This is a genomic window from Curtobacterium sp. BRD11 (assembly GCF_031844345.1).
In the GTDB taxonomy this organism is placed as follows: Bacteria; Actinomycetota; Actinomycetes; order Actinomycetales; family Microbacteriaceae; genus Curtobacterium.
In genome coordinates, this window is record NZ_JAUZUZ010000009.1 from 43,436 (window position 1) to 54,953 (window position 11,518).

Sequence of the window (11,518 nt, forward strand, 5' to 3'; positions counted from 1 at the left end):
TGTGGGGAAGTGTCGGTGGTCGGCCGCAGAATGGCGGAACCGCGGGCCTCCCCGAGCTGTGCACACTGTGGAAGGGCTTGTGGAGAACTACACGGCTGTAACACTTCCTCTAGTGGTCGGTGCGGCAGTCAGCCACTAGATGTAGTGTGGAGACATCGCAGCGGCCCCTTCCCGGACACGTCTGCGCAGCTACCTGCACCACCTGCACACGTGGCATCAGCACCACCTCCACAGCAAGCACGACACCAGCAAGAACCAGGGGAGATCATGGCCGTCACCGTCTACACCAAGCCGTCCTGCGTCCAGTGCACCGCGACGTACCGCGCGCTCGACAACAAGGGCATCCAGTACGAGGTGCTCGACGTCTCCGCCGACGAAGCAGCGCTCGAGCACGTCAAGAGCCTCGGCTACATGCAGGCCCCCGTCGTCGTGACCGACGACGACCACTGGTCGGGCTTCCGTCCCGACAAGATCGCGACGCTCAGCGCCGAACTCGCGTGAGCCGTGCGGGTCCCGTCACCGGGGCCCGCAGCTCCGCCGGCCCGGAGGCGCGCAGCACCTCCGACGGGCCACCCCTGATCTGCTGTCCGCACCTCTCACAAGGAGCGCGCACATGAGTCGCCTCGTCTACTTCTCGAGCGTGTCCGGCTACACGGCCCGCTTCGTCGAGAAGCTCGGCCGTGACGCGGACCGCATCCCGCTCCTCCCGAGCGACCCGTTCCTCCACGCGGACGAGCCGTACGTGCTCGTGCTGCCCACCTACGGTGGCGGCAACGGTCAGGGCGCGGTCCCCAAGCAGGTCATCAAGTTCCTCAACGACGAACGCAACCGCTCGCTCATCCGCGGTGTGATCGTCGGAGGGAACACGAACTTCGGCGAGGCCTACGGGCTCGCCGGGGACGTCATCGCCGAGAAGTGCGGCGTCCCGCTCTTGTACCGCTTCGAACTCTTCGGAACGCCTGACGACGTGCAGGCGGTCAACTCAGGATTGGATGCATTTTGGACGCAGCAGTTGCAGACGTCGATCTGACGTCGCCGCAGACGGGGATGGACTACCACTCCCTCAACGCGATGCTCAACCTCTACGACGCGGACGGGAACATCCAGTTCGACAAGGATCGTGAGGCCGCCAAGCAGTTCTTCCTGCAGCACGTCAACCAGAACACCGTCTTCTTCCACAACCTGAAGGAGCGGCTCGACTACCTGGTCGAGAACGAGTACTACGAAGCCGCGACGATCGAGCAGTACTCGCTCGACTTCATCCAGCAGCTCAACGACCTGGCGTACTCGAAGAAGTTCCGGTTCCAGACGTTCCTCGGTGCGTTCAAGTACTACACGAGCTACACGCTCAAGACGTTCGACGGCAAGCGCTACCTCGAGCGCTTCGAGGACCGCGTCGTGATGACCGCCCTCGGCCTGGCGCAGGGCAACGAGCAGCTCGCGATCGACCTCGTCGAGGAGATCATCGCCGGCCGATTCCAGCCCGCGACCCCGACGTTCCTCAACACCGCGAAGGCCCAGCGCGGCGAGCTCGTCTCCTGCTTCCTCCTCCGCATCGAGGACAACATGGAGTCGATCTCGCGCGGGATCAACTCGTCGCTGCAGCTCTCGAAGCGCGGCGGTGGCGTGGCCCTGCTGCTCTCCAATATCCGCGAGGCCGGCGCCCCGATCAAGCAGATCGAGAACCAGTCGTCGGGCATCATCCCCGTGATGAAGCTGCTGGAAGACTCCTTCTCGTACGCGAACCAGCTCGGCGCGCGTCAGGGTGCCGGTGCCGTCTACCTGTCGGCGCACCACCCCGACATCATGAAGTTCCTCGACACCAAGCGCGAGAACGCGGACGAGAAGATCCGCATCAAGACGCTCTCGCTCGGTGTCGTCGTGCCGGACATCACGTTCGAGCTCGCGAAGAACAACGAGGACATGTACCTGTTCTCGCCGTACGACGTCGAGAAGGTCTACGGGATGCCGTTCGGCGACGTCCCGATCTCCGAGAACTACCGCGCGATGGTCGACGACTCGCGCATCAAGAAGACGAAGATCAAGGCGCGTGACTTCTTCACGACCATCGCCGAGATCCAGTTCGAGTCGGGCTACCCGTACATCGTGTTCGAGGACACGGTGAACAAGGCCAACCCGATCAAGGGTCGGATCAACATGTCCAACCTGTGCTCGGAGATCCTGCAGGTCAACACCCCGACGACCTTCAACGAGGACCTGTCCTACAAGGAGATCGGCAAGGACATCTCCTGCAACCTCGGCTCGCTGAACATCGCGCTGACGATGGACTCGCCGGACTTCGGCAAGACCATCGAGACTGCTATCCGCGGCCTGACCTCGGTCTCGCAGATGTCGCACATCTCGTCGGTCCGCTCCGTCGAGGACGGCAACGACAAGTCGCACGCCATCGGCCTCGGCCAGATGAACCTGCACGGCTACCTCGCTCGTGAGCGCGTCTTCTACGGCTCCGAAGAGGGCATCGACTTCACGAACATCTACTTCTACACGGTGCTGTTCCACGCCCTGCGCGCCTCGAACAACATCGCGATCGAGACGGGGGAGACGTTCGACGGCTTCCGCGACTCGAAGTACGCGTCGGGTGAGTTCTTCGACAAGTACACCGACCAGGCCTGGACGCCGGCGACCCAGCGCGTCGCCTCGTTGTTCGACGACGCAAACATCACGATCCCGACGCAGGACGACTGGAAGGCGCTGAAGGCGTCCATCCAGGAGCACGGCATCTACAACCAGAACCTGCAGGCCGTCCCGCCGACCGGGTCGATCTCGTACATCAACCACTCGACGTCGTCGATCCACCCGATCGCGTCGAAGATCGAGATCCGCAAGGAAGGCAAGCTCGGCCGCGTCTACTACCCGGCGCCGTTCATGACGAACGACAACCTGGACTACTACCAGGACGCGTACGAGATCGGCGCCGAGAAGATCATCGACACCTACGCGGCTGCCACCCAGCACGTCGACCAGGGCCTGTCGCTGACGCTGTTCTTCAAGGACACCGCCACCACGCGCGACATCAACAAGGCCCAGATCTACGCATGGCGCAAGGGCATCAAGACGATCTACTACATCCGTCTGCGCCAGCTCGCCCTCGAGGGCACCGAGGTCGAGGGCTGCGTCAGCTGCATGCTCTGATCGCTCACGCGATCACCCTCGGACGGGAGGCGCGGTGCCAGACCGCACCGCGCCTCCCGTCCGTCACCAGATCACCATCTCGAATCCGGAAGACGATCCCATGACCCTCACCGACCCGGTCCACGCCACGGGCAAGTCCATCCCGCTGATCAGCGCGGTCAGTGCCATCAACTGGAACCGCATCCAGGACGACAAGGACGTCGAGGTCTGGAACCGACTGGTCAACAACTTCTGGCTGCCCGAGAAGGTGCCGCTGTCGAACGACGTGCAGTCGTGGAACACGCTCACGCCGGAGGAGCAGCAGCTCACCATGCGGGTCTTCACCGGCCTGACGCTGCTCGACACGATCCAGGGCACCGTCGGCGCGATCAGCCTGATCCCGGACGCGATCACACCGCACGAAGAGGCCGTCTACACGAACATCGCGTTCATGGAGTCGGTCCACGCGAAGAGCTACTCGTCGATCTTCTCGACGCTCGCCTCGACGCCGGAGATCGACGACGCCTTCCGCTGGTCCACGGAGAACCCGAACCTGCAGAAGAAGGCCCAGATCGTCCTCGACTACTACACGGGTGACGACCCCCTGAAGCGCAAGGTCGCCTCGACGCTGCTCGAGTCGTTCCTGTTCTACTCCGGCTTCTACCTGCCGATGTACTGGTCCAGCCGGGCGAAGCTCACCAACACCGCCGACCTGATCCGCCTGATCATCCGCGACGAGGCCGTGCACGGGTACTACATCGGGTACAAGTTCCAGAAGGGCCTCGAGGGCGCTTCCGAGGAGCGCAAGCAGGAGATCAAGGACTACACGTTCAACCTGCTCTTCGAGCTCTACGAGAACGAGGTGCAGTACACGCAGGACCTCTACGACGGTGTCGGGCTGACCGAGGACGTCAAGAAGTTCCTGCACTACAACGCCAACAAGGCGCTGATGAACCTGGGCTACGAGCCGATGTTCCCGAAGGAGACGACGGACGTGAACCCGGCGATCCTGTCGGCGCTGTCGCCGAACGCGGACGAGAACCACGACTTCTTCTCGGGGTCGGGGTCGTCGTACGTCATCGGCAAGGCCGTCGTGACGGAGGACGAGGACTGGGACTTCTGATCCCGGTCTGACGCACGAGAACGCCCCGCTGGCTCCGGCCGGCGGGGCGTTCGTGTTCTTCCCGAGCCGCGAACGTGTCCGGATGGCGCCCCCTCACAGAGAACCTTTCCGGACGGGTGACGTGAGACGGGCGGTCTCGGAGCGCGTCCTGCGTGCGACTGATCCGGTCAAGGACCGGCTATCGAACGGCCGAGCGCCTCCGGACGGCACTGCGGAGAAGCTGCACGGTGCTGCTTATCCGGCCAGCGCTGCGGGTTGCGGGGAACGCAACACGGTAGGCCTCACCAGCATGGAGTGAGGACGGCGGTGGCTACTGCTCCGTCGCTGAATCAGTTCCGTTGGTCCCACAGCTCCATCAGTATTTCGATCATGTCGAGCGCCGCATCGAAGTAGCCGGCCACGACGAGCAAACTCGTGGTGAGCCTGTAATCAGCTCCCCCGTGCTCGGCCTCGCCAATCTGCTCCCGATCGAGCATCAGCAACATCATCGAGTTGTTGGCATGGGCCATGCCGCTCGACGTCTGCCAAAGGGCCAGCGGCGTGAGGAACAGATCGGGAACGAGAGGCGCGATTGCTTCGAGCCGGGAGCTGACCGTCGCAACTTTGCGGAGGTCAGCGCCAATCAGAGACGCACGACCGTCGCGATCGCGTTCGAGCGCTGCAATAGCCCTGTCCCACCCGGGGTCCTCGCGGTCCGACTTCTCCATGACGACGTGCACGAGTCGGCGGTTCTCGCGAGCGAGTTTCAAGGACCGCAACACACGCTCGTCGCGTGATGCCGGGTGCAGGAGCCACAGGGCGGTTCCTGCGGCCTCATAGGCGCTCCGCACGAGCGTGTACATCGCAAACGGCAGGGCTGCCTCGCCGTCCACAACGATGAGTTTGAACGCATGAAGGTGGTCGAGGGCCACTCCGACGCTTGCGCGCACCTGGTCAGGTACCGAGCTGTAGGGAGTGGCGGCACGATCGCCGGCAAGGGACGAACCCGGGCGAACGGACTGCGCCTCGGATCGCGCCGCCAGGGACTCGTACCGGCGAAAGCTCAGGGAAAGCGAGCGTCGGCCCAGCTCCTCATGCTCGGACGTCTCCTGCCGATCATGCTGGCCGCCGTCGTGTGTTCCCGCTGCGTTCACCTGGCCATCTTGGAGGGCCGGCGCAGCGTCCGGTAGCCAACCGGCTATCGAGACGCTGTGACGGGGGTGCTGGATAGGGTCCGAAGGCATGGAAGCAACGACGCTTGAACCTCCCACCCTGGTCGCCGGCGACACCGTCGCGATCGTGTCGCCGGCGTCCTGGCCGGAGGACTCCGTGCCCGGCTGGATCGCACAGCAGGTCGAGTCGTGGGGCCTTCGAGCAACCATCGCACCGCACGCACTTGATCACCGTGGTTACCTCGCCGGCACCGATGCCGACCGGATCGCAGACCTCAACAACGTGATTCGTGACTCCACGGTCCGAGCCGTCATCGCGTCGACTGGGGGTTGCGGCAGCTTCCGCATCATCCCGGAGGTCGACGTCGACGCCCTCCGCGCCGACCCCAAGGTGCTGGTCGGGTACAGCGACATCACGGCGCTTCACTGCGTGTGGGACGCGGCCGGCGTCCCGACGCTGCACGGTGCGATCGCCGGCGTTCACGCTGACCACGTCCGACGGCTCCTCATGGAGGGTGCCCAGACCGTCGTCGACGCTGATGCTGGCGCACTCTCGGCGGAGCTGACCACAGCGGGGCATGCGGAGGGGGCGCTCTTCGGTGGGAACCTCGAGATGCTGGCGCGATCTGTCGGGGTTGTGAACCTCGACCTCGCGGGCAGGATCTTCCTGCTCGAGATCAACCGCGCCGCAGGGCTGGGGATGGTGAATCGCGCGCTGACACAGCTGCGGTACTCCGGCGGGCTCGACGGTGTCGCCGGCGTCGCACTCGGCAGCATCAACCAGTTCGCCGACTACGAAGACCGCGGCTGGACGATCCTCGACACGCTCCGCGACCACCTCGATGCGCTCGGCGTCCCCGTCCTCGGTGGCCTGCCCCTCGGACACATCGAGGACCTCGTCACCGTGCCACTCGGCACGCACGCCGTCCTCGACGCCGACCACGCACGCTTGACGGTCTGCGCGCCGTCCGGAACCTGATCGGCTATCGGACGACTGTGGGGTGTTCGGCATCGCCAGTAGGGTTCGGCTGTGAAACCAGATAGTCGTATGTCCGAGACGACCTTCGCCGCCTACCTGATCGGCCCTTCGATCACGGTCGCTGGCCTTGTCGTCGCCTTCTTATTCAGAGGGGTCGAGGGAGCGGCAACGGGAGCAGCACTGATCCTGGGCGGTCTGCTGGTCGTGTGTACCGGGATGCTCGTGGGTGCGCTCAGCTGTCTACGCCGCGGACGCGATTAGGACTAGGTCGCCACGACGCAGCTGGTTGCCCGGCGGCGATGGTTCGGTAGCCGATCGCCTATTGAGACAGCACGACGCGTCGCTCGATCCGCCGTGCAGACGCCTCGCGGACAGTGGGGTCCGGGTGGTGGCCGACGATGGCCAGTTCCACCCACAGGTCGTAGGCGTCGAGCCGCACGCGCAGGCGGCTCCGCGCGAATAGCGCCGGGTAGGCCTCCTGGAGCCAGTCCGGGACCGATGCGAGGGACGATGCGGTCAGGCCGCGGGCTCCCGGCCGCGGCGGGAACTCCGCCGGCCGAGCACACCACCGGAGGATCGTGTCGAGCTCGGCATCGGCCGGGGCGGCGATGGCCTCCGCGAAATCGATCAACCCCGCCACCCGTCCTTCGTCGACCATGATGTTCGACCCGTGCAGGTCGCCGTGCACGAGCACGAGCGGGTCATCGGCGAAGGACTGCATCCGCGCCTCGACCCACTCTTGGACCGCGCGCGACAGCGAGCGCTCGAGGTCAGCTGACGCGGCCAGATCGGGCAGCGCCGCGATCACCGGCGGGTGGTACGCCGGCCACGGACCTCCGCTGAGAGCAGCAGCGAGCCACGGCGGCATCAGGTCTGTCGGCGGCGTCACCGCATGCAGTGCCTCAAGCACCTGGCCCAGCGACTCGATGATCGACCGCCGCTCCGAGAGCGACGCTGACGGCCACGCGTCGTGCAGCGTCCGCCCCGGCAATCGCGACGAGATGTACCAGGCGCCGTCAGGCCCGACGCCGTGGGCGATGTGTGCAGCGTGGGGGACCGCGGTGCCAGCGAGCATGCCGACGACTTTGGCTTCGTGCTCGTACGCCGATGCGCCACCGGCATCGAGCGGAGCTACCCGCACGACGTGCTCGTCGCCGACCCACGCCCGGCTGACCCATCCGCCCTCCGAGGCGTACCGTCCGCTCGTCGGCAGACCGGCGGCGTTGAGGATGCGCTCGAGGACGGTTCGGCCGTGCGGGTCAGACACGCGTGTTCCCGGGCGCAGGACAGCTCAGTCGGCCTGCGTCCGCGGAAGCGGACCGGCCTCCGGTGAAGACGGCGCCGGGGAAGGCTGCTCCGGTGACGAAGAGCGCGAAGCCGCGACCGCCACCACCGCGTCGCTGATCGTCGACCCCGGATGCTCCTTCCGGTACCGACGCACCTCCGCGGGGTCCACCATCGTCCCCGGCGCGATGCGCGCCCGTCCGAAGACCGATGGCCCCGTCGTCGCGACCCAGAGCGTCGCCCATCCGGCCAGCCCGGCGAGGAGCGGACTCCAGTGCAGACAGCCGTACGCCGTCACCACAACGCCGATGAGGACGACCGGGACCAGGATCCACTTGCTCATGGACAGCAGGATGGCCCGACCGCTCAGTATGTGCAATACCAGCGGCAGCGATACTCACGTCGACTGCCTCGGCACCAGAAAGCAGTCCACGGTCCGGACCCCGCCTTCGACCCGCTCCCCTGAGATCATCCGCATGAGCAGGTCCGCCGCCTGCCGCCCGACCTCGCGCAGGTTGAGGTCGACCGACGTGATCGACGGCCGCGCAGCATCGGTGATGACGCTCCAGTTGTCGACCCCGACGACCCCGACCTGCGTGGGCACGACGATCCCCGCTTCGCGCAGGCAATCGACGACTCCGCGGGCGATCTGATCGCTCGTGCAGAACACCGCGTCGAACTCGGTGCCGAGCAGTCGCGTGGCGGCCTCGTACCCCCACCGCTCGCTCCATTCGCCGTACAGTGCGTCGCCACCGGCGAGCGTGGCCCCGGCTGCGGCGATCGCGCGCTTCGCGCTCTCGACCCGGTGCGCGCTCGCGGTGTGACGCCGGGCGCCCGAGATCACCGCGATGGAGCGGCGGCCGGAACCGACCAGGTGGTCGATCGCACGGGCGGCGCCGGCTTCGTCGTCGGGCACGATCGAGACGTCGTCGGGGTCAAGGGACGGCGAGAGGGCGTACACGGCGGGCACGCCGAGCAGCCCGGTGATCGAGGGCCGCGGGTCGCTCGAACGACCGGTCACGACGATCCCGTCGACGCGCTGGTTGAGGAACGTCTGCACGTAGTGCGCCTCGCGGATGGGGTCGCCCCGGCTCTCGGCCAGCAGCATCGACACCTCGCCCGGCCCGAAGGTGTCCTCGGCTCCGGTGAGGATCGGGATGGTGAACCGTCCGTAGGCGTCGGTGGAGAGCACCCCGACCAGGAAGGATCGGCCGGGAGGCGCGGCTCGCGTCTCGGCGCGTACGCTCAGTCCCAGCTCGGTGGCCGCTGCAGCGACGCGTTGCCGCGTCCCCTCGGCGATCTGCCCACGACCGTTGAGGACCTTGGAGACGGTCCCGACGGAGACGCCCGTCTGGGCGGCGACGTCGGCGAGCGTCACTTCACGTCGGTTGACCACAGCGTCCTCCTTGCGATGCGAGCGTGTTGCACCCGGCAAACCTTGCCGTATCAGGATTACAACGTCAAGTGTTGACACTGCTCGCCCCACGCTCTAGCGTCGGCAAACACAGCAAATATTGCCGCAACGGAGCGGCAAGCTGCAAAGCGGGAGATGACGATGAAGACATCCACGATCCGGCGGACCGCCATCGCCGCGGCCGCCGTGACGATCGCGGCGATCGGGCTCGCCGGTTGCTCGTCCAGCGGGACTGCCGACAGCCGCGGTTCCGCGAAGGGCACGGTCACGCTCTGGCAGCGCGACGGCGGCGTCGACCTCACCGATCAGGTGAAGGCCTACGAGAAGGCGAACCCGGACGTGCAGGTCAAGATCTCCACGATCCAGGCCGACCAGTACCTCATCAAGCTCGCGAACTCCGCGCGTGCGGGATCGGTCCCGGACCTCGTCAGCTACGACATCGTCAACACGCCGCTGCTCGCGACCCAGGGCCTGCTCGCCGATGTCACCGACAAGGTGAAGGGTCTGTCGAACAAGGACGACCTCGCGCCGGCCGGTGTCGAGATCGGCACGCTCGACGGCAAGAACTACGCCCTTCCCGTGGCACTCACCGGCTCGCAGATGTTCTGGAACAAGTCGCTCTTCGAGAAGGCGGGCCTCGACCCGGCCACGCCGCCCACGTCCCTCGCCGAGGTCAAGGCTGCGGCCGAAAAGATCCAGGCGCTCGGGGGCGGCGTCACCGGGTTCTCGACCCTGGGCGGCGTCGGACAGGCGTGGACCGGGTTCCCGAGCTCGTGGGCGAAGAACGGCAGTGTCCTGACGGCGGCGGGCAAGAATCAGAAGGCGGAATTCACGAGCGACAACCTCGTCGGGATGGTCGACTGGTACCAGGACATGTGGAAGTCCGGGCTCATGCAGAAGACCGACCAGCCGAACCAGGACCCGGGCAACGTCGGGCAGGAGAACGCCCTGAACGGCAAGGTCGGCATCGTCTTCGGCGGGGCGAACACCCTCACCGCGAAGAAGGCCGACTTCGGCAGCGCGGTCGGGATCCCCGGCGTGGACGGCGGGTCCGGTTCGTTCCTCGGTGGTGACGAGATCGGCATGACCGCCGGCGCGAAGAACGCCGACGGCGCGTGGTCCCTCGTGAAGTGGCTCGTCAGCTCGAAAGAGGCCGCGGAGATCGACCTGTCGCAGGGCTGGATCGCACCGGACCTCACGGTGGCGAAGAGCCTCGCGACGGACGACTGGTCGAAGGACATCGTCGACACGCTCGCGATCGGCAAGCTCCCGAAGAGCATCGCCTACAACGCGGTCATCAACGACCCGAACGGCCCCTGGGCGCAGCAGTCCCAGAAGGTGATCTTCCAGGGCGCCGATGCCGACACCGCCCTGGCGAGCGCGGAGAAGCAGGCCAACGCGCTCATCGAGCAGGCCTACAGCCAGGTCGGGCAGTGACAGCCGTCACCTCCTCGGCGCTCACCGGGGTCGCGGGCGGCGCACAGCGCTCCCGCCCGCGGTCCGCGAGCCGCCGTCGCCAGACGCTCGCGTGGGTGCTCGTCGCGCCGGCGCTCGTCCTCGCGGTCGTCTTCTTCGTGGTCCCGATGGTGCTGCTCGTCGGCATGTCCTTCTCGAACTGGCCGCTGCTCGGCAAGGTCAGCGTCGCCGGCATCGCGAACTACACGCAGGCGTTCCAGGACTCCGCGTTCTGGCGCTCCCTCGGCTTCTCGCTGCTGTTCACCGTGGTCTCCGTGCCGCTCGGGATGGCGACGAGCTACGCCGCGGCGACGATGGTCCGCGGCGAGGGCCGGCTGGTGTCGTTCGTCCGAACCGCGTTCTTCATGCCGGTCGTGATCGGGTTCACCGCCGCGGCGTACATGGCGAACGTGCTGCTCGTGCCGGGGACCGGCGTGATCAACGTGCTCCTCCGTTCGGTCGGCCTGACGGACGGCGGCACCGCCTGGTTCACCTCGCCCGACACCGCGTTCTGGGCGGTCATAGTCCTGACGGTGTGGAAGTCGATGGGTGTCGCGATGATCCTCCTCATGGCCGGCATGCAGGCCGTGCCGAACGAGGTGATCGAGGCGGCGAAGATCGACGGCGCCGGGTGGTGGCGCCGCGAGGGCTCCGTGGTCTTCCCGCTCGTCCGACGACAGTTCGCCCTGTGCATGCTGCTCGCGGTGTCCGGCTCGATCCTGGTGTTCGACCAGTTCTACGTCCTGACCAAGGGCGGCCCGAGCGGGTCGACCACGACGACCGTCATGTACACGTACCAGCAGTCGTTCGTCCGCTACGACCTCGGCTACGGCGCCGCCTTGTCGATGATCCTCACGGTGATCATCCTCATCATCGCGGTCGTCCAGCTCCGGGCCCTGCGCTCGACCGGACAGGAGGACGAACGATGAGCGCCACCGACGTGACCAGGGGGACGACGGCAGCGTCTCGGCGCAACGCGG

The 11,518-nt window shown here is 66.5% G+C and carries 11 protein-coding genes; 7 read left to right on the forward strand and 4 right to left on the reverse strand.

Going from position 1 to position 11,518, the window contains the following annotated elements; translation table 11 throughout:
* The first annotated feature begins 267 nt into the window (after positions 1–267).
* The 4 genes from nrdH to nrdF all read left to right on the forward strand — a co-directional run bounded on the left by nrdH (position 268) and on the right by nrdF (position 4,255).
* The gene (nrdH, locus tag Q9R28_RS16175; protein WP_058727719.1) at positions 268–501 is read left to right on the forward strand and encodes a glutaredoxin-like protein NrdH; all 234 of its coding nucleotides are present in this window, start codon (positions 268–270) and stop codon (positions 499–501) included.
* A 112-nt stretch (positions 502–613) separates the two neighbouring features.
* Positions 614–1,030, forward strand: coding sequence for a class Ib ribonucleoside-diphosphate reductase assembly flavoprotein NrdI (gene nrdI, locus Q9R28_RS16180; protein ID WP_066656296.1), 417 nt, complete (start codon positions 614–616; stop codon positions 1,028–1,030).
* A gap of 17 nt (positions 1,031–1,047) precedes the next feature.
* Positions 1,048–3,153 carry a class 1b ribonucleoside-diphosphate reductase subunit alpha gene (gene nrdE, locus Q9R28_RS16185; protein WP_209685910.1) on the forward strand — a complete coding sequence of 702 codons (2,106 nt, stop codon included), beginning with the start codon at positions 1,048–1,050 and terminating at the stop codon, positions 3,151–3,153.
* Between the two features lie 100 nt (positions 3,154–3,253).
* Positions 3,254–4,255, forward strand: coding sequence for a class 1b ribonucleoside-diphosphate reductase subunit beta (gene nrdF / locus Q9R28_RS16190; RefSeq protein WP_058725585.1), 1,002 nt, complete (start codon positions 3,254–3,256; stop codon positions 4,253–4,255).
* A 329-nt stretch (positions 4,256–4,584) separates the two neighbouring features.
* On the opposite strand, the gene Q9R28_RS16195 is transcribed toward nrdF, so the two are convergent.
* Positions 4,585–5,388, reverse strand: a complete 804-nt coding sequence (locus Q9R28_RS16195) for a hypothetical protein (protein WP_311206606.1) — start codon at positions 5,386–5,388, stop codon at positions 4,585–4,587.
* 88 nt (positions 5,389–5,476) lie between these two features.
* On the opposite strand from Q9R28_RS16195, the gene Q9R28_RS16200 reads away from it, so the two are divergent.
* A complete protein-coding gene (locus tag Q9R28_RS16200) occupies positions 5,477–6,385 on the forward strand; it encodes an LD-carboxypeptidase (protein WP_311206607.1) in 909 nt (302 codons plus the stop codon).
* Positions 6,386–6,704: 319 nt separating this feature from the next.
* Here Q9R28_RS16200 and Q9R28_RS16205 read toward each other — a convergent pair whose 3' ends face one another.
* Genes Q9R28_RS16205 through Q9R28_RS16215 form a run of 3 tightly spaced genes read right to left on the reverse strand, consistent with a single transcriptional unit; the run spans position 6,705 to position 9,065 of the window.
* Positions 6,705–7,652: a phosphotransferase family protein gene (locus Q9R28_RS16205; RefSeq protein WP_396137175.1), complete on the reverse strand. Its 948-nt coding sequence runs from the start codon at positions 7,650–7,652 to the stop codon at positions 6,705–6,707.
* 24 nt (positions 7,653–7,676) lie between these two features.
* On the reverse strand, positions 7,677–8,012 hold the full coding sequence (locus Q9R28_RS16210) for a hypothetical protein (RefSeq protein ID WP_311206609.1): 336 nt from the start codon (positions 8,010–8,012) through the stop codon (positions 7,677–7,679).
* Between the two features lie 54 nt (positions 8,013–8,066).
* Positions 8,067–9,065, reverse strand: a complete 999-nt coding sequence (locus Q9R28_RS16215) for a LacI family DNA-binding transcriptional regulator (RefSeq protein WP_311206610.1) — start codon at positions 9,063–9,065, stop codon at positions 8,067–8,069.
* A 153-nt stretch (positions 9,066–9,218) separates the two neighbouring features.
* On the opposite strand from Q9R28_RS16215, the gene Q9R28_RS16220 reads away from it, so the two are divergent.
* Positions 9,219–10,520: a sugar ABC transporter substrate-binding protein gene (locus Q9R28_RS16220; protein ID WP_311206611.1), complete on the forward strand. Its 1,302-nt coding sequence runs from the start codon at positions 9,219–9,221 to the stop codon at positions 10,518–10,520.
* Positions 10,517–11,467 (forward strand): sugar ABC transporter permease, encoded by a 951-nt coding sequence (locus Q9R28_RS16225; protein ID WP_311206612.1) that lies wholly within the window; start codon positions 10,517–10,519, stop codon positions 11,465–11,467. Before Q9R28_RS16220 ends, Q9R28_RS16225 begins: the two co-directional genes overlap by 4 nt.
* The last annotated feature ends 51 nt before the right edge of the window (positions 11,468–11,518 follow it).